Source organism: Parvibaculum sp. MBR-TMA-1.3b-4.2 (assembly GCF_053628815.1).
The window spans coordinates 1701808-1722761 of sequence record NZ_JBRJHC010000001.1 but is presented as its reverse complement, the minus strand read 5'-3'; the positions used below and the strand labels follow the sequence as shown (position 1 = coordinate 1722761).

The window sequence follows — 20954 nt, the reverse complement described above, 5'->3', positions numbered from 1 at the left end:
GGATCAGACCTCCCTCGTTTCGAAGTCGATACGCGGATCGACCCATGTATAGGTGAGGTCCGAAATCAGCGTGATGACGAGGCTGATAAGTCCGAATATGTAGACCGTCGCAAACACCACCGGGTAGTCGCGATTGACGATGGACTCAAAGGAAAGAAGCCCCAGCCCGTCCAGCGAGAAGATCGTCTCGATAAGAAGCGAGCCGGTGAAGAAGGCGCCGATGAACGCGCCCGGAAATCCCGCGATCACGATCAGCATGGCATTGCGGAAGACGTGGCCGTAGATCACCTGCCGCTCGGAGAGGCCCTTGGCGCGCGCCGTCATGACATATTGCTTCTTGATCTCGTCCAGGAAGGAATTCTTGGTGAGAAGCGTCGTCGTCGCGAAGGCCCCGATGGTGAGTGCGGTCACCGGCAGGATGATGTGCCAGAGATAATCGAAGATTTTCGCGAAGAGGCCGAGATCGCTCCAATTGTCGGACACGAGACCGCGTAAGGGGAAGATATTGAAGAAACTCCCTCCTGCGAACAGCACGATCAGGAACACGGCGAAGAGAAAGCCGGGGATCGCATAGCCGATGATGATGACGGCGCTGGTCCATACATCGAAACGGCTGCCGTCCTGTACCGCCTTGCGGATACCCAGCGGAATGGAGACGAGATAGGTGATGAGCGTCGTCCAGAGCCCAAGCGAAATCGAAACCGGCAGCTTCTCCTTGACGAGTTCCAGCACGCTGACATCGCGGAAATAGCTCGTGCCGAACTGAAAGCGCGAATAGTCCCAGATCATCTTGCCGAAGCGTTCATACCAGGGCTTGTCGAAGCCGAACTGCTTTTCAAGCTGTTTGATGAATTCCGGATCGAGCCCCTGCGCGCCGCGATATTTGCCGCCCATCGAGGCATCGCCGCCCGACAGATTGGCCGACTGTGCGAAATCGCCGCCACCGCCACCGATGCGCGCCGTGGCAGATACTGCCGTGCCCTGAATTTCCGCGATGATGCGTTCGATCGGCCCGCCCGGTGCGAACTGAACGACGACGAAACTGATGAACATGATCCCGAGAATGGTCGGGATCATCAGCAGCAACCGGCGGAGAATATAAGCGGCCATGCGGTCTCTCTACTCGTTCGTGCCGGGAGCGTCGGCCTTGTTCCGGTCTGTCCACCAGCTGTGCAGCACGCCCCGTTTATAAGCCGGCTTCTTCGCGGGGCGATCATACAAATCCCAGAAGGCGAGGTTGTGGGATGCCTTGTACCATTGCGGAATCCAATAATGCCCGGCCCGGAGCACGCGGTCGAGGGCGCGTGCCGCGCTCACCTGTTCTTCCGGCGTGGCCGCGGCGATGATCTTCTCGATCAGCGCATCGATCGCCGGATCGGCGATCCCCGGCAGGTTGCGTCCGCCAGGAATGTCGGCGAAGGCGGAGGACCAATAGCTTCTGATTTCGATGCCCGGCGTCAGGCTCATCGAGTAGCGCTGCACGATGAGGTCGAAATCGTAATTCTTCATGCGGTCCTGATATTGCGCGGAATCGACCAGCCGGAAACGCGCATCGACGCCCAGAATGCGCAAATTCTTGATGACGCCCGCGCAGATACGTTCCCACATCGGGTCGTCCTGCAGGAATTCGACCGTCAGCGCCTCGCCATCGGCATTGACGCGCTTGCCGTTCTCGATGGTCCATCCCGCCTCGACGAAAAGCTGTGCGGCCTTGCGTAGCATCGCGCGGTCCTGACCGGATCCGTCGGAGGAGGGCGGTGAGACCGGCTCGCCGAACACGGTCGGTGGCAGCTTGTCTCTCCATGGCGTCAGCAGCGCGCGCTCGGCATCGGAAGGCAATCCTTGTGCCTTCATGGGCGAGTTTTCGAAATAGCTCTCCGTGCGTCGGTAGAGGCCGTAGAAGAGGTTCTTGTTGGCCCATTTGAAATCGAAGGCGAGCCCGAGTGCCTGCCGCACGCGCGGATCGGCAAACTTCGGCCGCCGTGTATTGATGAACCAGCCTTGCGCGCCCGACGGTGTACCGTCCGGCAGGTCGAGCCGTTTGACGCGGCCGTCCTGCACGGCGGGGAAATTATACTCCGTCGCCCAGACGCGGGAGGTAAATTCCTCGCGCAGCGTATAGGCGCCGGTCTTGAACGCCTCGAACTCCGCCGTCCTGTCCCGGAAATACTCGAAACGCAGCCTGTCGAAATTCCATTGTCCGACATTCACATTGAGGTCGCGGGCCCAATAGTCGGCCACCCGCTCATAGGTAAGGAACCGACCGGGCTTGAAATCGCCGATGCGATAGGGGCCGCTGCCCAGTGGCGGCTCGAGCGTGGTCTCGTCGAATGTGTTGGCGGTGTAATAGGCCTTCGAGAAGATCGGCAACTCGCCCGCGATGAAAAGCGGCAGGTCGCGCGTCTGTTTGCCGGTGAAGCGAACCCTCAGCACATGCGGCCCGTCCGCTGCCGCGTCTTTCATCTCGCGCAGGTTCTGCGAAATGAGCGGATGCCCCTGCTGCTTGAGCAGCATGAGCGAGAAGGCGGCGTCCTCTGCGGTCAGCGGCGTGCCGTCGTGGAAATGCGCTTCTTTCCGCAGGCGGAATGTCAGCACATTGCCGTCGGGAGAAAGCTCCGCGCTTTCCGCGACGAGCCCGTAGACGGCGCTTGGCTCGTCATAGGCGCGCACCATCAGCGTGTCGAAGACGAGATCGAGCCTTTGGGCCGCATTGCCTTTGAGGATATAGCCATTGAGCGTATCGAATGTCGTGAAAGCCGCATTATAGGCCGCCGTGGGACCGACCTGAGAAAGCGTGCCGCCCTTCGGCGCATCCGGGTTCACATAATCGAAATGAGCAAAACCGGGCGCATAATTGAGCCCGCCGAAAAACGACATGCCGTGCCGCGGTCCCGCACCCGCCACCTTGACCGGCCTGCTGCCCGCGGCCATGGCCGGCAAGGAGGGGAAGGCAAGTCCTCCAAGACCCGCGGTCGTGGCTGCGCCCGCAAGGACCAGGAAATCGCGGCGCGCCAGCGAGAGCTTGCCGTTCATTGGGCGGCGTCCCCGGCTTTCCCGTCTCCATCTCCGGTGTGCCACCAGATGTTTGGAAAGCCGATCGCATAGCCGGGCATGGTTCCGGGATGGGCGATGCGCGACCAATAGGCGACACGGAAATAGCCCGCATACCACTGCGGCACGACATAATGCCGCCACAGCAACACGCGATCGAGCGCATGGGTGGCCGCAATGAGATCCGCCCGGCTCTCCGCATAGATGATCTTGTCGATCAGCGCGTCGACCACGGGATCGCAGATGCCGATCACATTGCGGCTGCCCGGCGTCTTGGCCGCCTGGCAGCTCCAGAAATCGCGCTGCTCATTCCCCGGCGACATGGATTGTGGAAAAGTCTGGACGATGATGTCGAAATCGAAATTGTCCACGCGGTTTTCATATTGCGAGGTATCGACGGTACGAATGGTCGCGTCGATACCGAGCCTTTCCAGCGATTGCCGGTAGGGCAGGACGATGCGCTCGAACATGGGCGATGCGAGCAAAAATTCGACGCTCAGCTGTTCGCCGGTCTCCTTGTTGACACGCTTGCCGTCCTTGATGATCCAGCCCGCCGCGTTCAGCAGGTCGTTGGCCTTGCGAAGGTTGGTGCGGTTGTTCCCGCTGCCGTCGGTTTCCGGCGTCTTGTAGGGTTCGGTAAAAAGAGCTTTGGGCAGTTTGTCCCTGAAGGGTTCGAGAAGTGCCAGTTCCTCACCCTTCGGGATGCCCGAAGAGGCGAGTTCCGAATTGGCGAAATAGCTGTTCGTGCGCGTGTACTGGCCATAGAAGAGCGCCTTGTTGGCCCATTCGAAATCGAACGCATAGTCGAAGGCCTCGCGCACACGCGGATCGCTGAACTTGTCGCGGCGCAGGTTGAAAGCGAACCCCTGCATGCCCTGATTGTTGTCCGTGTTGATCTTTTCGAGTTTGACGCGCCCGTCCTTCACGGCTGGGAAGTCGTAGGCGGTCGCCCAGTTCTTCGCGCTCGTTTCGATACGGAAATCCACACGGCCCGTCTTGAAGGCTTCCAGCGCGACGGTGGGATCCTTGAAATACTCGAAGCGTACGCGGTCGAAATTGTTCTGCCCCACATTCACCGGCAGGTCTTTCGCCCAATAATTTTTCACGCGCTCATAGGTGATGCGCCGGGGCGTCTCCACCTTGGCGACCCTGTAGGGCCCGCTTCCCAGCGGCGGCTCCAGTGTCGTCTTGGTGATGTCGCGCGCCTTGCCGTCCGCGCTCTTGCCCGTCCAGTAGTGCCGCGGCAGCACCGGCAACTGGCCGACGATCTGCGGCAACTCGCGATTGCCTTTTTCGGAGAAACTGAATTTCACCTTGTCGCCCGGCAGCTTCTCCGCCTTCTCCACATTGCGGTAATAGGCATTGTAGAAAGGATTGATCTTCTTCAGCTCGTTGAAGCTCCAGATCACGTCTTCCGGGGTGATGGGCGTGCCGTCATGGAAGCGGGCTTCCTTGCGCAGCGTATAGGTGACCGACGAAAAATCGTCCGGATGCGACACCGTTTTGGCGACAAGCCCGTATTCGGCGCTCGGCTCGTCATAGCTGGGCGCCATCAGCGTGTCGTAGATGAGCGACAGGCCGGCGGCCGGATTGCCTTTGACGATGAAGGTGTTGAGGCTGTCGAAGCCGCCTGTCGTCCCCATGGCGACCTCGCCGCCCGCCGGGGCGTCGGGGTTCACATAGTCGAAATGGGTGAAGTCGGGGCCGTATTTCAGCTCGCCGAAAAGCGAGGATCCATGGCGGGGCGTGTCGTCTGCCTGAGCCTGGTGAAGCGGCGCGGTCAGAAAGGCGCCGATCGTCAGCGCGGCCAGCATGGCGGTCGCATATCGCACTTGGGTCCTCCTCCTTCTTGCGGTCATGTCATGGTCGGCGCGGCATCCCGATACCGTACCGGTCATTTCCATTCCGTATTGGGAATAAGACCATTTTTAGCCATATGAACGCCAAAACAAAACGCGCCCGGAAATTTCCGGGCGCGCTCCGCATTAAGCTTTCGTAAGAGAGGGCGGTTACTCCGCCTTCGTCTCTCCACCGGCATCCGCCGGGGCAGCGGCGTCGCCGCCTTCTTCAGCCGGGGCGGCAGCATCGCCACCCTCTTTGGCCGGGGCTTCCTGCTTCACTTCCGGAAGCGGCAGGTTGGAGCCCAGCGTGTTCAGATAGGCGATCACGTCGGCGCGCTTCTCGTCCTTCTTGATGCCGGCAAAGCCCATCGCCGTGCCCGGCGCGTAGTCCTTCGGGCTTTTCAGGAAGTGATTCAGATCCTCGAAGGTCCAATCGCCGCCGAGTTTCTTCAGCGCATCCGAGTAGCCGAACCCCGGGAAGGATGCGACCTTGCGGCCGACCACGTGATAGAGGTCCGGGCCGATCTTGGCGCCGGCGCCTTCCTGGAAGTTGTGGCAGGCGGCGCAGACCTTGGCGGCTTTCTCGCCCTTTTTCGGGTCGGCATTGGCCAACAGCACCGGAAGAGGCGTTGCCTTCTCTTCCTTCTTGGGCGCAGCGGCTCCGCCTTCCTCGGGTACGGCGACCGCGTAGGACTTCGGGTTGGCCGGTTCTGTAGAGAACAGCGTTTCGCTCAGCGTTCCGACTGCGAGGATGAGAAGCACCGAGAAAAGTACGGCACCTGCAAACTTGTTGAATTCGAATGAGTCCATCGGCTCCTGCTCCGCCAGGGTCGTGTTGCGGGAAGCGGGTTGATTAGGCTTGGCTGAATCGCGGGCTGGCCGCGCTTCCGCCCAGGCGAGGCCCCCCGCGGAATTGGCGCGGAGATTAGCCGCTTCCGCCCGTCGGTCGCAAGCCGTATATAGGGCGGAAACCGCCAAATGCCGCCGGATCGCCGATGCAGCGCCCGGCGAGCCAGCAAAACGGGCTCAAGCCAGCCGCTTCTGCGCAAATACCGCAGCGTCCAGCTGGACTTTAGGGTTGCGGCGATCCGCCGCACCGTCTGAAATGCCGCCCGTTTGGGAGAAAGACAGCATGACGGGAGCGCAATCCGCCGCCGGAAAATCGACCGCAGGAGCACATGCGGGAAATCCGCTGATCGTGATTCCGGCCCGCATGGCCTCCAGCCGCCTGCCGGGAAAGCCGCTGGCGGATATCGCCGGGGCGCCCATGATCGTCCAGGTAATGCGCCGGGCTGAAGAGGCTGATCTGGGCCGGGTGGTTGTCGCGGCGGCGGAAAAGGAAATTGCCGATGCCGTGACGGCCGCGGGCGGCGAGGCGGTGCTCACCGACCCCGACCTCCCCTCGGGCTCCGACCGCATCTGGCAGGCGGTCAACGAACTCGACCCGCAAGGCCGCCACAGCATCATCATCAATGTGCAGGGCGACCTGCCGACGCTCGACCCGGCGCTGATCCGCGTCGCATATGAAGCGTTGATCCGCCCCGGGGCGGATATTTCGACGCTGGCCGCCGTCATCACCGACCCGCATGAGCGCGAAAACCCCAATGTAGTGAAGGCCGTCGCCGCCTTCCCCGACGCAGCGAAGGGGGAGACCCCTTTCGCACGTGCTCTTTATTTCACCCGCGCCACCGCGCCCTGGGGCGAGGGGCCGCTTTACCATCACATCGGTCTTTACGGGTATCGCCGCGAGGCGCTGTCGCGTTTCGTGGGGATGCCGCCCTCGCAGCTCGAGCAGCGCGAAAAACTTGAACAGCTTCGGGCACTTGAGGCGGGGATGTCCATCGAAGTGGCGCTCGTTGACACCGTTCCGCTCGGTGTCGATACTCCCGCCGACCTCGAAAAGGCCCGCATTGCGCTCGGCTCGAGCTAGCAGAAGCCAAACGCGGCCATCATGTTCCGGAAAGCGAAAAGATGAGCGAAACCCTCGCGGCGAACACCATTGCCTTTCAGGGCGAGCCGGGAGCCAACTCCCATATTGCCTGCCGGGAAGCCTTTCCTGACATGACGGAAATGCCCTGCGCCACCTTCGAGGAGGCGATTGCCGCCGTGCAGGAGGGCAGGGCGCGTCTTGCCATGCTGCCCATTGAGAACTCGCTGGCGGGCCGCATCGGCGACATCCACCATCTGCTGCCCGAATCCGGTCTCTATATTGTCGGCGAGCACTTCCTGCGCATCCGCTTTCATCTGATGGCGGTAAAGGGCTCGAAGATCGAGGGGCTGAAGACGGTGCAGAGCCAGGCGCCCGCGCTCGGCCAGTGCCGCAAGGTGATCCGCGAGCACGGGTTGCGCATGGTTGTCGGCGCGGACACGGCAGGCTCCGCGCGCGAAGTGGCTGAAAAGGGCGACCCGGCGCATGCCGCCATCGCAACCTCGCTGGCCGCCGATATCTACGGTCTGGAAATCCTGAAAGCCGATATCGAGGATGCGGAGCACAACACGACCCGTTTCCTCGTCATGGCGAAGGAGCCCAATGACGCCGAGCCGGAGGACGAACCGGTAATCACCAGCTTCATCTTCCGCGTGCGCAACGTGCCCGCCGCGCTCTACAAGGCGCTGGGCGGCTTCGCCACCAATGGCGTCAACATGACGAAACTGGAGAGCTATCAACTCGAGGGCACCTTCAATGCCAGCCAGTTCTATGCCGACATCGAAGGCCACCCCGCCTCGCGCCATGTGCGCCTGGCGCTTGAGGAACTCGAATTCTTCACCTCGGAGCTGACGATTCTCGGCGTCTACAAGGCTCATGCCTATCGCGCCGGTGTGGCGGAGCGGCTGGCGGGGAACTAACCCCGCCAAACGCCGCGCTGCGCGTCAGGCCCTAACCTTCATTCGCAAAGGTTCTGAGGAGCTGCCCCGCAATAGCATAGGGCGGGGGGAACCACGCGGTCCCGTCTCCCTTGCCGGCGAGGATGGCCTGCACTTCCGTCCGCGTGAACCATCGCCCCGATTCAAGCTCGATGCCGTCCACTTCATACTCTTCCGATGAGGCATGGGTGATGCAGCCGATCATCAGGGAAGAGGGGAAAGGCCAGGGCTGGGTCGAATGGTAGTGAACCGTGTCGACCTTGATGCCTGCTTCCTCATCGAGCTCGCGCGCGACCGCTTCCTCGATCGATTCGCCGGGCTCGACAAAGCCCGCCAGCGCGGAATGCATGCCCTTGGGCCAGATTTTTTGGCGCCCCACGAAGCATTTGTCGCCGAAGACCGGCAGCATGATGACGACCGGGTCGGTGCGCGGGAAATGCTCCGCCTGGCAGGTCGGGCAGACGCGCTTGTAGCCCGCCTCGGAAATGGCGCTTTCCGAGCCGCAGACCGAGCAGAAGCCGTGCCGCGCATGCCAGTCGATCATGCTTTTCGCTTGGGCGAGAATCGCGAGTTCGGTCGGCGGCAGCTCGCCCGCCATGGCAAGGCCGCGCAACTCCTCGAAAGCACCAAGCCCTTTAAGCGGGCCGCTGTTTTCCGGATCCTTCACATGGCTGATATCCACCGCGAAAAGCGATTTGCCGCGCTTGTTGATGCCGAGAAAAACCGTCGTGGCTGCTTCGCCGCCAAATTCCTCGATGACGGCGGTTCTGAGCCAGCCCACATCCTTGCCCGAGCCTTCCTGCTCTTCCGGCAGGATGAACGGCTGCAGCTTCCACATGGGAACGAAAAGACTTGTCGGCTCGGCGAGCTGCTGGGCGATCCATTCCGGATCGGTACGGCGGTAGCTTGCGCGGTCGAGCGGATTATTGGCGAAAATATTGGGGTTTTCAGGCAGGCCCATGCGCGTTGATCTCTTCTGGTTTTGAGGGCGAATTCGAAGGTGCCGCAGGGTGGCACAGCCCCGCCTGAGTCTCAACAAAAGGCGGAATTCCGGGCCTTTGCCACAGGTGCATGGCTGCCCTTGCATCATGGGGTCATTCCAACGATATTGGGCCCGGGAGGTTGGCGGCGGACGGGTCCCTCGCCAACCCGGTCAGGTCCGGAAGGAAGCAGCCGTAACGAGATTGGCTCGGGTCGTCTGTCCAGCCTCCCACCTCATTCAATCTTCTGCGCGACAGCTTGGCTCCGCGCAGGCTCCGGAGGGACACGGACGTTCCATGGATGACAACGTGGATGATCTCGTCCCCGAGGAAGAGCCGCACAAGCCGGACCCTGCCACCGAGCCGGGCTTCAATCTGGGCGACGAACCGGCGCCCGATGCGCTCCAGCCTGTGAGCGACGTGCCCGGGACCGGCAGCGGCTATCAGGTGCTGGCGCGCAAATACCGCCCCACCGTTTTCGAGGATCTGATCGGCCAGGAGGCCATGGTCCGCACGCTCCGCAATGCCTTCGAGCAGGGGCGTATCGCGCATGCCTTCATGCTGACCGGCGTGCGCGGCGTGGGTAAGACGACGACGGCGCGCATCCTTGCCCGGGCGCTCAATTACGAAAAGCCGGGCGAAGGGCGCAATACCGGCGGCCCCACCATCCATATGGATGGTTTCGGCGTTCATTGCGAAGCCATTATGGAATCCCGCCATCAGGATGTGCTGGAGATGGACGCGGCCTCGCGCACCGGCATCGACGACATCCGCGAGATCATCGACAGCGTGCGCTACCTGCCGGTTTCCGCGCGCTACAAGGTCTACATCATCGACGAGGTTCATATGCTCTCGAAGGCCGCTTTCAACGGCCTTCTGAAGACGCTTGAGGAACCGCCCGCCCATGTGAAGTTCATCTTCGCCACCACCGAAATCCGCAAGGTGCCCGTGACCGTGCTGTCGCGCTGCCAGCGTTTCGACCTGCGCCGCCTGTCGGCGGACGAACTGACGGGGCTGCTCACCGGCGTCGCGCAAAAGGAGCATGTCGAACTGGAAGACGCGGCGGTGAAGATGATCGCCCGCGCCGCAGACGGGTCGGCGCGCGATTCGCTCTCCCTGCTCGACCGCGCCATCTCGCATGCGGAAGGCCGCATCGTCGAGGCGGATGTGCGCGACATGCTGGGCCTTGCCGACCGGGCGCGCATCTTCGATCTCTTCGACCTTCTCATGCAGGGCGATATCGCCGGTGCGCTGGGCGAGCTGCGCGCGCAATACGATGTCGGCGCCGACCCTGTGGTCGTGCTGTCCGACCTCGCCGATCTGACCCATTGGCTGACGCGGCTCAAGCTCGTCGACGGCGCGGGCGACGATCTTGCGATGTCGGAAACCGAACGCGAACGCGGCCGCGCCATGGCGCAGAAACTTCCGATCCGGGTTCTTTCCCGCGTCTGGCAGATGCTTTTGAAGGGCATCACCGAGGTGCAGAACGCCGCGCGTCCCATCGCTGCGGCCGAAATGGTCCTCGTCCGCATTGCCTATGTCTCGGACGGTCCGGGGCCGGAAGACCTCCTCGAACAATTGAAGAGCGGCGGCGCGGTGTCCGTGTCGCGCGGCGCGCCTGCCAGTGGCGGAAATGGGGGCGGAAACGGCGGCGGCGGTGCCCGCGCCCAATTGCGCTCGGTGCAGGGCGGCGGTCAGGCGGTCGCACAGCCGCAGGTGGAATATGTGGAAGCCGCGCCCGCCGTCACGCTCGACAGTTTCGAAGCGGTAGTTGCCTATTTCGGCAAGCAGCGCGATATCCGCCTCAAGACCTTTCTGGAATCCGGTGTGCGGCTGGTCAGCTTCGAACCCGGCCATATCGAAATCAGCCTGCTGGACGAAACGCCCGGCAGCATCGCCAATGAAGTTGCGACCAAGCTGAAAAGCTTTACCGGCCAGCGTTGGGTCGTCTCGCTGGCGCGCGCGGGCGCGACCAATGCGCCGACGCTGCGCGAGCAGGCGCAGACGCGCGAAGAGATGTTGAAAGACGAGGCCCGCAAGGACCCGCTGGTTCAGGCGGCTCTCAACACCTTTCCGGGTGCGGAGATCGTAAGTGTCCGCATGCCCGACATGGAATTGCCGCAAGGCGAAGAGATCATGCCCGCCGATCCGGACGAGGCCCTCGAAGATTTCGACGGTCTGCCCATTGGCGACGATGAAATGGAGTGACGCGTGAAAAACCTTGGCGACATGATGAAGCAGGCCCGCGAGCTGCAGGGCAAGATGGAACAGCTTCAGACCGAGCTTGAAACGCTGGAAGTGCAGGGAAGCGCCGGCGGCGGCATGGTGAATGTCACCATGACGGGCAAGGGCGAGATGACGAAAGTCGCGATCGACCCGAGCCTGATGAAGGAAGACGAGCGCGAAATTCTCGAAGACCTCATCGTGGCCGCATCCGCCGATGCGAAGGGCAAGGCCGAACGCGCCGCGCAGGAGAAGATGAAGGAGCTGACCGGCGGCCTTCAACTGCCGCCCGGCCTTGGCCTTTGACGGCTGACCGCGCATGAGCGTTGCCGGACCGGAAATCGAAAGACTGATCCAGCTTCTGGCGAAACTGCCGGGGCTTGGCCCCCGTTCCGCGCGCCGCGCCGTGCTGCACCTCATCAAGAAAAAGGATGCGCTGCTCATACCGCTTGCCGCCGCCATGGCGGACGCAGCGGAAAAGGCATGCATCTGTTCCACCTGCGGTAATGTCGATACGTGTGACCCCTGCACCATATGCGCGGATCCGAGGCGCGATGCGGCCTCGATCTGTGTGGTGGAAGAAGTCGGCGATCTTTGGGCCCTGGAGCGCGCGGGCGCACATCAGGGCGGCTACCATGTGCTGGGCGGCGTGCTGTCCGCGCTGGATGGCGTAGGGCCGGATGACCTCAATATCGGCAAGCTCGTCGAGCGCGCCCGCAATGGCGAAGTGAAGGAAATCATCCTCGCCATGAATGCGACCGTCGATGGTCAGGCTACGGCGCATTACATCATGGATCGGCTGGACGGGACTGGCATCTCGATTTCCCGTCTTGCCCACGGTGTCCCCGTGGGCGGCGAACTCGACTATCTTGACGACGGCACGCTGGCCGCCGCCATGAAGTCGAGACGCCCCTTCTGATTTCAGGCTTTCTCCGCCGCGAAATAGGCCTTTGTCATGGCAAAGATGCCCGGCGCGAGAATGAGCAGCCCGATCAGGTTCGGAATCGCCATCATCGCATTCAGCGTATCGGCCAGCAACCAGACGAAACTGAGACTGGTCGTTGCGCCAATCGGGATCGCGATCACCCAGAGAATGCGATAGGGCATGATCGCCTTCACGCCGAACAGGAATTCCACTGCCTTCTCGCCGTAATAGCTCCAGCCCAGAAGCGTCGTGAAAGCGAAGACGGAGAGGGCGACGGCCACGATCTCATTGCCGAAAGAGAAGCTGTGCGCGAAAGCGAGGCTGGTCAGCGCCGCGCCGTTCTCGCCGCTCTGCCATGCACCCGATGTAATGATGACAAGCCCCGTCATGGTGCAGACGATGATCGTGTCGATGAAGGTACCCAGCATCGCGATGAGGCCCTGTCGTACAGGATCGTTCGTCCTTGCCGCCGCATGGGCGATGGGGGCGCTACCAAGGCCGGCCTCGTTGGAAAACACGCCGCGCGCCACGCCATAGCGGATGGCCATCATCACGGTCGCGCCGGCAAACCCGCCGCCCGCGGCCGCGGGCGTGAAGGCGTGATGGAAGACAAGTGAAAGCGCACCGGGAATTTCGGCCGCGTTCATGACCAGAATGGCGAGCCCGGTGCCGAGATAGGCAACGATCATGGTAGGTACCAGGGCGCCTGCTACATCTGCGATGCGACGAATACCGCCGATCAGGACAAGCCCCACCGCAACCGCGATGACGAGCCCCGTAATCCAGGTCGGAATGTCGAAGCTGGCGCCGAGCGCGTCGGCGACGGAGTTCGCCTGCACCGTATTGCCGATGCCGAAGCCTGCCAGCGCGGTGAAAACCGCAAAGGCCGGCGCAAGGAAGGCGGCGAGTGCCGGGAAGCGCGCGCCGACACCATTCTTGATGTAGTACATCGGGCCGCCGACATGATCGCCGTTTTCATCGACTTCGCGATAGGCGATGGCGCAGACCGCCTCGGAATATTTGGTGGCCATGCCCACAAGCGCGATCAGCCACATGTAAAAGAGGGCGCCCGGCCCGCCGATGAAGATGGCGGTGGCGACGCCTGCGATATTGCCTGTGCCCACGGTGGCGGCGAGCGCCGTCATCAATGCCTGGAAGGGAGAGATGTCGCCTTCGCCTTCCGACCGTTTGGCGAGCATGCCGAAGGCTGTGGGGATCTTGCGCAACGGCATGAAGCGCAGACCGACCATCAGGAAGAGGCCTGTCAGGGACAGCGCCACCAGCATGGGCGGTCCCCACAGAAAACTGTCGATTGGCGCGATGATGTCGGTGATGAAGTCCATGCCCCGTTCCCCTCAAAAGCCGTTTGGCAGCGTGCCCGATACGCTGCCTTGAGGAAACGGTAGCAAAAGAGGGCGGTTTTGCCGCCCTCTTTTTTGACGGGGGAGCGGAGGATCAGCTCCGTTTTTCGCCGGTCACCATGGCGCGGGGCAGGTTTTCCTTATGCGCGAAACTTGCCAGCGCCACGCCGCCCAGATGCAGGATCACCAGGAACAGGGTGAGGTTTGCGAAGAACTCGTGAATTTCCTCCAGCGAATCCTCCTCATGTTCGCCGCCTTCGTGTTCTTCGCCATACTCGTCCTCATCGGCATAGGCCGGCGTGACGATCAGTCCCTCGGCGGCGAGTATCGCTTTTTCGGGGGTGAAACTTTCCTGCCGCGAGGCGCCTTCCCCTTCGCCGAAGAAATACATATACGCGCCGGTGCCGGTCGTGCCCGCAAGCGAGATGAGCAGCGCGATCACCATGGCGCCGCCCGCCGGGCTGTGGCCGATATAGCGCTTGGCGCGGAAGGTCACGAGGTCGCGCAGATAGCCGAAGACTTTTGCGGGCGAATAGGTGAAGTCGGAAAAACGCGCATGTTGCGGACCGACGAACCCCCAGACGATACGCGCCGCCACGAGACCGGCGACCGTGAAGCCTGCCGTGATGTGAAGCCATTCCGGTTCGCCCTCGGTCAGATAGGCGACCGTGAAACCGATCGCCAGAACCCAGTGGAAGACGCGGATAAAGGGATCCCAGACCTTGACGGTGGCCGGGGCGGAGGTTTCTGGCATGACGGGACTCCTGCTATGCGCCCGACAGCGGATGGCGGGCGTGTGGAAGATGCAAACTACACCTTCAACGCAGCAGAATTCCGATTCCGTCGCGCGGCGGAATATCCCGTATGCTGATGATATTGCGGATTATTCTTATTTGCTGTCGAGCAGGTCCGGCGTCGGCTTGGTCGGTGCGATGGCGGCCTCATCTTCCTCGCTCATCTCGACTTCCTGGATCCTCTCGCTCCGCTTGGCGATGCGCTCCGTCGACGTCTTGATGTCGTTGATGTCGCCTTCGGCCTGACGGAAATGATTGCCGAGCTTGTCCACCCGCTTTTCCAGAAGCGTCACATCCTGAAGCAGCAAGCCGACATATTTCTGGATGACGCCTGCCTGTTCGCGCATCCGCGCATCCTTCAGCACGGCTCGCACCGTATTGAGCGTCGCCATCAGCGTGGTGGGCGAGACGATCCAGACGCGGGCCTGATAGCTCTTCTGCACCACATCGGGGAAATTTGCGTGAAGCTCCGCATAAACGGCCTCGGAGGGCAGGAACATTAGCGCCGATTCCGCCGTCTCCCCGGGCACGATGTATTTTTCCGAAATCGCGGCGATGTGTTTTTGAAGGTCGGAGCGGAACTGCCGCGCCGCGGCCGTTTTCCCGGCCTCGTCCTGCGCGTTCCGCAGCGCGTGATAGGCGTCGAGCGGGAACTTGGCGTCGATCCCGATGGAACCGGGCGGGTTGGGCAGCTTGATCAGGCAGTCCACCCGGGAGCCATTGCCGAGCGTCGTCTGGAAGGAATAGGCCGAGGGCGGCAACGCATTCACCACGATATCGTTGAGCTGCACTTCGCCGAATGCGCCGCGCGCCTGCCGGTTCGCGAGAATGTCCTGCAAGCCCACCACCTGGCTGGAAAGCTCGGTGATATTCTTCTGCGCCTCGTCGATCACGGTCAGGCGGTTGGTGAGATTGCCGAGCGTCTCCGCGGTCTTCTTCGCACTGTCTTCCAAGCTCTGCCCCATGCGCTGGGAGACGTTCTCCAGCCGCTCGTTCAGCGTCTGGGTAATTTCCTGCCGGGTCTGGGTCTGCGATTCCGAAATGGTTGCGATGCGACCCGCCAGTTCGGATTGCTGCTGGATGAGCTGTTGCACCAGCCGTTCCGCTTCCCCCTCGCTGCTGTCCGGCCGCCGCTTCAGCGCGAGCATGACGAGGACGCCCGCGCCCAGAATGGCGGCGGCGATGACAAGCGCAATGAGGAGCGAGTCGGTCATGAGGTCCTTCCTTTCGGTTGGACTATATCCGATTCACCCGGTCGCGCCCCGCGCCGGAGCTGTGCTCGCGAGCGAAATTAAATCGTTCCAAACTCTCGCCAGCTCCCTATCATTCTTCCATATCAACGCCTTTGGGGGGCATTTCCATGGGCAAGCTTCGGCTTCTCGGCGCGCTGGGCGCTGTTATTTCCGCTCTGGCTCTCGCGGCCTGCGGACCTGTCATCGAAACGCACTACGATTTTCAGCCGCCGACGAGCGCAGCGGGGATGCAGTGCATCCAGCAATGCCAGCAGGGCAAGCAGTTCTGTGAGCGGGTGGCCAGGGATGAGGAGCGGCAATGCCGCCGGGAGCAGGATAGGAAAGCCGATCGCGACTACAAAAAGGCGATGGACGATTACATCGTGGCGCTGAAGCTGCGGGCGGCGGATCCCACCAAATATGCAGAACCGAAAGAGCCGAAGCGCAAGCAGCCTTATTACTACATGTGCCGGGCCGATACCTCGCAATGCCAGCCGAATTTCAATCAGTGCTACTCGGCCTGTGGCGGAAAGGTGACGTCCCGTCAGGTTTGCGTGTCCAACTGCGACCCGTGACTGGCCAATTTATCGATATACGGCTGATTTTCGGGGAAAACCGGGCGAAAAGGCCCGGCTTGACCCCGCGCGCCGGGCGGCTTACCTAAACGTCATGGCCATACGAGAAATCATAACCGCGCCCGATCCGCGCCTGAAGCAGGTCTCCAAACCTGTGGAGAAGGTCGATGACGAGCTGCGCGCCCTGATGGATGACATGCTGGAGACCATGTATGACGCGCCCGGCATCGGCCTGGCCGCCATCCAGATCGGGGTGCCGAAGCGCGTCATCGTGATGGATCTTGCCAAGGACGGTGAGGAGCCGGAGCCGCGCTATTTCGTGAACCCGGAAATCCTGAGCACATCGGAAGACATGTCTGTCTATGAAGAAGGCTGCCTCTCGGTGCCGGATTTCTACGAGGATGTGGAACGCCCGGCCAAATGCCGTATTCGTTATCTCGATTACCAGGGCGAAATCCGCGAGCATGATTGCGACGAGATGCTGGCCACCTGTCTTCAGCACGAGATGGACCATCTGGAAGGCATTCTCTTCATCGACCATCTGTCGCGCACCAAGCGCGAGATGATGCTGAAAAAGCTCGCCAAGCAGAAAAAGCTCAAGGAACCAGCGTGAGTCCCATGCGCATCGCCTTCATGGGCACCCCCGATTTTGCGGTGCCGGTGCTGGCGGAACTTCTGGCCGCGGGCCATGAGGTGGTGGCCGTCTACAGCCAGCCGCCCCGCAAGGCCGGGCGGGGCATGGCCGAGACGCCTTCTCCCGTTCACAAATTTGCCGAGGATGCAGGCATCCCGGTCCGCACCCCCACCTCGCTGAAATTGGAGGAGGAGCAGGCCGCCTTCGCCGCGCTCGACCTCGATCTTGCGGTGGTGGTGGCATATGGCATGCTGTTGCCGAAGCCTGTTCTCGATGCGCCGCAGCTCGGATGTCTCAATCTTCACGCCTCGCTGTTGCCGCGTTGGCGGGGCGCCGCGCCCATCCAGCGCGCGATCATGGCGGGCGATGCGGAAACCGGCGTCATGGTGATGCAGATGGAAGAGGGGCTCGATACCGGCCCCATCCTGCTCGCCGAGCGCGTGGCCATCGGCCCGGACGACAATGCCGGTACGCTGCATGACCGTCTGTCGCAAATCGGTGCCTCGCTCATGGGGCGGGCATTGGCCGCCCTGAGCCTCGGCCAGTTGACCCCGACGCCGCAGCCGGAAGAGGGCGTCACCTATGCGAAGAAGATCGAAAAGGCGGAAGCTAGGATCGACTGGTCGCGTCCGGCGCAGGGTCTCGATTGTCATATCCGCGGCCTGACGCCTTTTCCCGGCGCATTTTTCGAGATGGAACGCGACGGCAAACAGGTCCGCGTGAAAGTGTTGAAAGCGCAGCCGGTGGACGGAAAGGGAGCCCCTGGCGAGGTGCTGTCTCTCGAGGGCGGCATTACGATTGCCTGCGGCGAGAGCGCACTGCGCCTCGACACGCTGCAGCGCGCCGGCAAGGGCGCCATGCAGGCGGACGATTTCCTGCGCGGTTTCAAGCTGGCAAAGGGCGAGAGGCTCGGCTGATGCCCCGCTACAAGCTCACCATCGAATATAACGGCTCGCCCTTTGTCGGCTGGCAGGCCCAGACGAACGGCATGTCGGTGCAGCAGACGCTGGAAGACGGCATCAAGGGGTTCTGCGGTCAGGAGGTGCGCGTGGCGGGCGCGGGGCGCACCGATGCGGGCGTTCATGCGCTGGGCCAGGTTGCCCATATCGATCTCGAAGATGAGGTCCGGCCCGACACGCTGCGCGATGCGGTCAATGCGCATATGCGCGGCCATCCGGTTGCCATCGTCGAGGCCGAGCAGGTGCCGGACAGTTTCGAGGCGCGCTTCGGCGCGATCAAGCGGCATTATCTCTACCGCATCATCAATCGCCGCGCGCCGCTGACGCTGGATGCGAAACAGGCCTGGCTCGTCCATCGCCCGCTCGATGCCGAAGCCATGCATGACGCCGCGCAGGCGCTGATCGGCAAACACGACTTCACCACCTTCCGTTCCATGCAGTGCCAGGCGAAATCGCCAGTCAAGACCATGGACCGCATTACCGTGTCGCGCTACGCGGAGGAAATCGAGATCACCTGCGAGGCGCGTTCTTTCCTGCACAATCAGGTGCGCTCGATTGTCGGTACATTGAAACTGGTCGGTGAGGGAAAGTGGGCGCGGCGCGACGTGGAAAAGGCGTTGAGCGCGAAAGACCGCGCCGCCTGCGGACCGGTCTCCCCGCCCGACGGGCTTTATCTCGTGCGCGTGGACTATCCGGACTGAACGCCAGGCCGGGCCCCGGCTTCGGTCCCCGGGAAGGCTGCGCTATGCGGCGCTTGCCGTCACGCCGGGCATGAGGAGCCAGCCGACCACCTGGCTGACGGTGATGTTCAATACGAAATCGAACAGGATGAGCGCAAGGGCGATCGGCGGCTCCGCACCGAAAACCGTGCGCGCAATCTGCCAGCGATACCAGCCGAGCAGCGTCCATGCCGGCATCGTCAGCATCGTTGCCACCGCCCCGGAAATCGCGCCGAGGGAAAAGAGGGCGAAGGGAATGGCCATCGCCAGCGCCGTGAAGAGCGTTCCCCAATTATAGGTGACGATATAAGCGCCGAACGAGTTGACCAGTCCAAGCCGCTGCGAGGTCGGGATCATGGCGAAAAGATAGAGCGCCCAATGCAGCAGAGCCCCGACGATATAGGCGCCGGTAAAGGTAGTGAGTTCCGCATTGGTCTTGACGCCGAACTCCGCGGCCATGCGCCACAATGCCGTCGCGGTAAGGAAATAGACCGGAATGGCGAGAAGCATGGCGAAGAAGGAATTCACCACGCCATAGCCGTCGATGCGGAAACAATCCCTCGCGCTGTCTTCGCGGAGCGTGAGACGCCACGCGCCGACCAACGCATTCCTGATTTCTTCCGCGCCGGGCATCGGAAAACCTCTCAGTCCGGCTGGACGGCAAAATAGCCGCGCAGAATGGCTTCATAGACATCTGCGAGCCGGGAGATGTCATCTACCAGTGCGTTCTCGTCCGCCTTGTGCATGGTCGCGTTGGGTAGGCCGAACTCCACGACCGGCGCATAGGCGCGGATGAAACGCGCATCCGACGTGCCGCCACTCGTTGAAAGCTCTGGTGTTTCGCCTGTCGCCTTCGCCACCGCGTCTGCAACGAGGGAAGAGAAATCCCCCGGCTCCGTGAGGAAGGCCTCGCCGGAAATCTTCGTCTCGAATTCGTAGGTTCCACCCGTTTCTGCCGTCACCGCGTCAAACACGCCGCGCATCCACTCATCGAGCGAGGCGCCGGTATGCTCGTCATTGAAGCGGATATTGATCTGTGCCCGCGCGCTGCCGGGGATAAGATTCGTGGTCGGATTGCCGACATCGACCGAAGTGATTTCAAGGTTCGACGGCTGGAAGTGGTCGTTGCCCTCATCCAGAACGCGCGCATCGAGGCGGCGCAGCATTTCCAGCAGGCGCGGCACCGGATTGTCGGCGAGATGCGGATAGGCGACATGGCCCTGTACGCCGCGTACGGTAAGCCAGCCATTGATGCTGCCGCGGCGGCCGATCTTGATCATGTCGCCAAGCGCCTTCACGCATGTCGGCTCGCCGACCACGCAATGGGAAAGCGTTTCGCCCCGCGCATCGAGCGCCTTCAGCATCTTCACCGTGCCGTTGACACTCGGCCCTTCCTCGTCGCCCGTGATAAGCAGGCTCACCGAGCCTTTGATGTCTTCGGGTGACAGGCGCGAGACGGCGGCGATGAAGCAGGCAATGGCGCCCTTCATATCGGCGGTACCCCGGCCGAAGAGACGGCCGGCCTTGATTTCGGCTGCAAAGGGATCGACCGACCAGGCAGACGCCTCGCCTACCGGCACGACATCGGTATGGCCGGCAAAGCAGAAATTGGGCCCGTCCGAGCCCAGCCTTGCGTAGAGGTTGTCCACGTCCGGCGTGCCCGTTTCGGAAAACGGCATGCGTTCGCAGGAAAAACCGAGCGGCGCCAGATAGCGCTCCAGCACGCCTAGCGCGCCCTTGTCCTCAGGCGTGACGCTGGGACAGCGGATCAGCTCGGCGGCGATTTCGACCGGATCGTAGGGGGCGGCTGGCTTTGTCATAGCCAAATGCTCTACCCGCTGCGTGAGGTCCGGTCAAATGGGCCCCTCAGGTACGCAGGAGCTCGTTGATGGAGGTCTTGGAGCGGGTCTGGGCATCCACCGTCTTCACGATGACGGCGCAATAGAGGCTCGGGCTCGGCGAACCGTCAGGGTTCGGTTTGCCCGGCAGCGATCCCGGTACGACGACCGCGTAGGGCGGCACCTTGCCGATATGAACCTCGCCCGTGGCGCGGTCGATGATCTTGGTCGAAGCGCCCAGATAGACGCCCATGGAGAGGACCGCGCCCTCGCCCACGATCACGCCCTCGGCGACCTCGGAGCGGGCACCGATGAAGCAATTATCCTCGATCACGACCGGATTGGCCTGCAGCGGCTCCAGCACGCCGCCAATGCCCGCACCGCCGGACAGATGCACATTCTTGCCGATCTGGGCGCAGGACCCCACGGTCGCCCAGGTGTCGACCATCGTGCCTTCATCGACATAGGCGCCGAGATTCACGAAAGAGGGCATCAGCACCACATTGGGGGCGATATAGGCGGAGCGGCGTACCACGCAGTTCGGCACGGCGCGAAAGCCAGCCGAGCGAAATTCGGTCTCGCCCCAGCCGTCGAACTTGGAGGGAACCTTGTCCCACCAATTGGTGTCCTTGCCGGGGCCGCCGGGAATGGTGGACATGTCGTTGAGGCGGAAAGACAGCAGAACCGCCATTTTCAGCCATTGATGGACGACCCATTCGCCCTGGAACTTCTCCGCGACACGGGCCTCGCCCTTGTCCAGCGCACGAAGCGCTTCGTCCACCGCCTCGCGCACTTCACCTTTGGTGGCCGAATTCACCTGATCGCGTTCTTCAAAGGCGCGTTCGATGACGGGCTTCAGATCGGCAAGGCTGGCGCTCATGTGGCGTGCTCCCAAAAGGCTTTAAGGAAAGGGCTGGCGCAAGATAGCGGCGGGCCCTTTCCTGTCAACCGAGGGAG

20 protein-coding genes and 1 other RNA gene are annotated in these 20954 nt (G+C 62.3%); 10 read left to right on the top strand and 11 right to left on the bottom strand.

Translation table 11 applies throughout. From position 1 onward, the window contains the following. Positions 1 to 3: 3 nt before the first annotated feature. The 4 genes from ACSSVQ_RS08235 to ACSSVQ_RS08220 form a co-directional block, all read right to left on the bottom strand. Positions 4 to 1110 (bottom strand): microcin C ABC transporter permease YejB, encoded by a 1107-nt coding sequence (locus ACSSVQ_RS08235; RefSeq protein ID WP_454182189.1) that lies wholly within the window; start codon positions 1108 to 1110, stop codon positions 4 to 6. A 9-nt stretch (positions 1111 to 1119) separates the two neighbouring features. Further along, positions 1120 to 3033, bottom strand: coding sequence for an extracellular solute-binding protein (locus tag ACSSVQ_RS08230; RefSeq protein ID WP_454182187.1), 1914 nt, complete (start codon positions 3031 to 3033; stop codon positions 1120 to 1122). Then, complete coding sequence (locus tag ACSSVQ_RS08225) at positions 3030 to 4910, bottom strand: extracellular solute-binding protein (protein WP_454184669.1); 1881 nt, start codon at positions 4908 to 4910, stop codon at positions 3030 to 3032. Before ACSSVQ_RS08225 ends, ACSSVQ_RS08230 begins: the two co-directional genes overlap by 4 nt. A gap of 150 nt (positions 4911 to 5060) precedes the next feature. Further along, positions 5061 to 5702, bottom strand: coding sequence for a c-type cytochrome (locus tag ACSSVQ_RS08220; protein WP_454182185.1), 642 nt, complete (start codon positions 5700 to 5702; stop codon positions 5061 to 5063). A 322-nt stretch (positions 5703 to 6024) separates the two neighbouring features. Between ACSSVQ_RS08220 and ACSSVQ_RS08215 the strand changes: the two genes are divergently transcribed. Next, positions 6025 to 6822, top strand: a complete 798-nt coding sequence (locus ACSSVQ_RS08215; RefSeq protein ID WP_454182183.1) for a 3-deoxy-manno-octulosonate cytidylyltransferase — start codon at positions 6025 to 6027, stop codon at positions 6820 to 6822. A gap of 41 nt (positions 6823 to 6863) precedes the next feature. Further along, the gene (locus ACSSVQ_RS08210; protein WP_454182181.1) at positions 6864 to 7739 is read left to right on the top strand and encodes a prephenate dehydratase; all 876 of its coding nucleotides are present in this window, start codon (positions 6864 to 6866) and stop codon (positions 7737 to 7739) included. A 31-nt stretch (positions 7740 to 7770) separates the two neighbouring features. Here ACSSVQ_RS08210 and nudC read toward each other — a convergent pair whose 3' ends face one another. Next, a complete protein-coding gene (gene nudC / locus ACSSVQ_RS08205; protein WP_454182179.1) occupies positions 7771 to 8718 on the bottom strand; it encodes an NAD(+) diphosphatase in 948 nt (315 codons plus the stop codon). 156 nt (positions 8719 to 8874) lie between these two features. On the opposite strand from nudC, the gene ffs reads away from it, so the two are divergent. The 4 genes from ffs (at position 8875) to recR (ending at position 11879) form a co-directional block, all read left to right on the top strand. Then, positions 8875 to 8971, top strand: an RNA gene (gene ffs / locus ACSSVQ_RS08200) — signal recognition particle sRNA small type. A gap of 63 nt (positions 8972 to 9034) precedes the next feature. Then, positions 9035 to 10945: a DNA polymerase III subunit gamma/tau gene (locus ACSSVQ_RS08195; RefSeq protein WP_454182177.1), complete on the top strand. Its 1911-nt coding sequence runs from the start codon at positions 9035 to 9037 to the stop codon at positions 10943 to 10945. A gap of 21 nt (positions 10946 to 10966) precedes the next feature. Then, positions 10967 to 11266, top strand: coding sequence for a YbaB/EbfC family nucleoid-associated protein (locus ACSSVQ_RS08190; RefSeq protein WP_454184668.1), 300 nt, complete (start codon positions 10967 to 10969; stop codon positions 11264 to 11266). A 13-nt stretch (positions 11267 to 11279) separates the two neighbouring features. Then, positions 11280 to 11879 carry a recombination mediator RecR gene (gene recR, locus ACSSVQ_RS08185; RefSeq protein ID WP_454182175.1) on the top strand — a complete coding sequence of 200 codons (600 nt, stop codon included), beginning with the start codon at positions 11280 to 11282 and terminating at the stop codon, positions 11877 to 11879. A gap of 2 nt (positions 11880 to 11881) precedes the next feature. Here the strand turns inward: recR and ACSSVQ_RS08180 are convergent, their stop codons facing one another. The 3 genes from ACSSVQ_RS08180 to ACSSVQ_RS08170 all read right to left on the bottom strand — a co-directional run bounded on the left by ACSSVQ_RS08180 (position 11882) and on the right by ACSSVQ_RS08170 (position 15254). Next, positions 11882 to 13228, bottom strand: coding sequence for an alanine/glycine:cation symporter family protein (locus ACSSVQ_RS08180; RefSeq protein WP_454182173.1), 1347 nt, complete (start codon positions 13226 to 13228; stop codon positions 11882 to 11884). A gap of 112 nt (positions 13229 to 13340) precedes the next feature. Further along, a complete protein-coding gene (locus ACSSVQ_RS08175; RefSeq protein ID WP_454182172.1) occupies positions 13341 to 14000 on the bottom strand; it encodes a cytochrome b/b6 domain-containing protein in 660 nt (219 codons plus the stop codon). A gap of 135 nt (positions 14001 to 14135) precedes the next feature. Beyond that, positions 14136 to 15254 carry a DNA recombination protein RmuC gene (locus tag ACSSVQ_RS08170; RefSeq protein WP_454182170.1) on the bottom strand — a complete coding sequence of 373 codons (1119 nt, stop codon included), beginning with the start codon at positions 15252 to 15254 and terminating at the stop codon, positions 14136 to 14138. A 146-nt stretch (positions 15255 to 15400) separates the two neighbouring features. Here ACSSVQ_RS08170 and ACSSVQ_RS08165 point away from each other — a divergent pair, with 146 nt between their 5' ends. From ACSSVQ_RS08165 to truA, 4 genes are all read left to right on the top strand, one after another. Next, positions 15401 to 15847 carry a hypothetical protein gene (locus ACSSVQ_RS08165; protein WP_454182168.1) on the top strand — a complete coding sequence of 149 codons (447 nt, stop codon included), beginning with the start codon at positions 15401 to 15403 and terminating at the stop codon, positions 15845 to 15847. Between the two features lie 94 nt (positions 15848 to 15941). Beyond that, positions 15942 to 16460 (top strand): peptide deformylase, encoded by a 519-nt coding sequence (def, locus tag ACSSVQ_RS08160; RefSeq protein ID WP_454182166.1) that lies wholly within the window; start codon positions 15942 to 15944, stop codon positions 16458 to 16460. Positions 16461 to 16465: 5 nt separating this feature from the next. Further along, positions 16466 to 17398 carry a methionyl-tRNA formyltransferase gene (fmt, locus tag ACSSVQ_RS08155; RefSeq protein ID WP_454184667.1) on the top strand — a complete coding sequence of 311 codons (933 nt, stop codon included), beginning with the start codon at positions 16466 to 16468 and terminating at the stop codon, positions 17396 to 17398. Next, positions 17398 to 18141 carry a tRNA pseudouridine(38-40) synthase TruA gene (truA, locus tag ACSSVQ_RS08150; protein ID WP_454182164.1) on the top strand — a complete coding sequence of 248 codons (744 nt, stop codon included), beginning with the start codon at positions 17398 to 17400 and terminating at the stop codon, positions 18139 to 18141. Before fmt ends, truA begins: the two co-directional genes overlap by 1 nt. Before the next feature lie 42 nt (positions 18142 to 18183). On the opposite strand, the gene ACSSVQ_RS08145 is transcribed toward truA, so the two are convergent. Genes ACSSVQ_RS08145 through dapD form a run of 3 tightly spaced genes read right to left on the bottom strand, consistent with a single transcriptional unit; the run spans position 18184 to position 20877 of the window. Then, positions 18184 to 18792: a hypothetical protein gene (locus ACSSVQ_RS08145; protein ID WP_454182162.1), complete on the bottom strand. Its 609-nt coding sequence runs from the start codon at positions 18790 to 18792 to the stop codon at positions 18184 to 18186. Between the two features lie 11 nt (positions 18793 to 18803). Then, positions 18804 to 19979: a succinyl-diaminopimelate desuccinylase gene (dapE, locus tag ACSSVQ_RS08140; protein WP_454182160.1), complete on the bottom strand. Its 1176-nt coding sequence runs from the start codon at positions 19977 to 19979 to the stop codon at positions 18804 to 18806. 46 nt (positions 19980 to 20025) lie between these two features. Continuing rightward, on the bottom strand, positions 20026 to 20877 hold the full coding sequence (dapD, locus tag ACSSVQ_RS08135) for a 2,3,4,5-tetrahydropyridine-2,6-dicarboxylate N-succinyltransferase (protein ID WP_454182158.1): 852 nt from the start codon (positions 20875 to 20877) through the stop codon (positions 20026 to 20028). Positions 20878 to 20954: the final 77 nt, after the last annotated feature.

Excerpts from the sequence above, each read along its gene's own strand:
- ACSSVQ_RS08235 (WP_454182189.1), bottom strand. The coding sequence starts at position 1,110 with ATGGCCGCTTATATTCTCCGCCGGTTGCTGCTGATGATCCCGACCATT.
- ACSSVQ_RS08230 (WP_454182187.1), bottom strand. The coding sequence starts at position 3,033 with ATGAACGGCAAGCTCTCGCTGGCGCGCCGCGATTTCCTGGTCCTTGCG.
- ACSSVQ_RS08225 (WP_454184669.1), bottom strand. The coding sequence starts at position 4,910 with ATGACCGCAAGAAGGAGGAGGACCCAAGTGCGATATGCGACCGCCATG.
- ACSSVQ_RS08220 (WP_454182185.1), bottom strand. The coding sequence starts at position 5,702 with ATGGACTCATTCGAATTCAACAAGTTTGCAGGTGCCGTACTTTTCTCG.
- ACSSVQ_RS08215 (WP_454182183.1), top strand. The coding sequence starts at position 6,025 with ATGACGGGAGCGCAATCCGCCGCCGGAAAATCGACCGCAGGAGCACAT.
- ACSSVQ_RS08210 (WP_454182181.1), top strand. The coding sequence starts at position 6,864 with ATGAGCGAAACCCTCGCGGCGAACACCATTGCCTTTCAGGGCGAGCCG.
- nudC (WP_454182179.1), bottom strand. The coding sequence starts at position 8,718 with ATGGGCCTGCCTGAAAACCCCAATATTTTCGCCAATAATCCGCTCGAC.
- ACSSVQ_RS08195 (WP_454182177.1), top strand. The coding sequence starts at position 9,035 with ATGGATGACAACGTGGATGATCTCGTCCCCGAGGAAGAGCCGCACAAG.
- ACSSVQ_RS08190 (WP_454184668.1), top strand. The coding sequence starts at position 10,967 with ATGATGAAGCAGGCCCGCGAGCTGCAGGGCAAGATGGAACAGCTTCAG.
- recR (WP_454182175.1), top strand. The coding sequence starts at position 11,280 with ATGAGCGTTGCCGGACCGGAAATCGAAAGACTGATCCAGCTTCTGGCG.
- ACSSVQ_RS08180 (WP_454182173.1), bottom strand. The coding sequence starts at position 13,228 with ATGGACTTCATCACCGACATCATCGCGCCAATCGACAGTTTTCTGTGG.
- ACSSVQ_RS08175 (WP_454182172.1), bottom strand. The coding sequence starts at position 14,000 with ATGCCAGAAACCTCCGCCCCGGCCACCGTCAAGGTCTGGGATCCCTTT.
- ACSSVQ_RS08170 (WP_454182170.1), bottom strand. The coding sequence starts at position 15,254 with ATGACCGACTCGCTCCTCATTGCGCTTGTCATCGCCGCCGCCATTCTG.
- ACSSVQ_RS08165 (WP_454182168.1), top strand. The coding sequence starts at position 15,401 with ATGGGCAAGCTTCGGCTTCTCGGCGCGCTGGGCGCTGTTATTTCCGCT.
- def (WP_454182166.1), top strand. The coding sequence starts at position 15,942 with ATGGCCATACGAGAAATCATAACCGCGCCCGATCCGCGCCTGAAGCAG.
- fmt (WP_454184667.1), top strand. The coding sequence starts at position 16,466 with ATGCGCATCGCCTTCATGGGCACCCCCGATTTTGCGGTGCCGGTGCTG.
- truA (WP_454182164.1), top strand. The coding sequence starts at position 17,398 with ATGCCCCGCTACAAGCTCACCATCGAATATAACGGCTCGCCCTTTGTC.
- ACSSVQ_RS08145 (WP_454182162.1), bottom strand. The coding sequence starts at position 18,792 with ATGCCCGGCGCGGAAGAAATCAGGAATGCGTTGGTCGGCGCGTGGCGT.
- dapE (WP_454182160.1), bottom strand. The coding sequence starts at position 19,979 with ATGACAAAGCCAGCCGCCCCCTACGATCCGGTCGAAATCGCCGCCGAG.
- dapD (WP_454182158.1), bottom strand. The coding sequence starts at position 20,877 with ATGAGCGCCAGCCTTGCCGATCTGAAGCCCGTCATCGAACGCGCCTTT.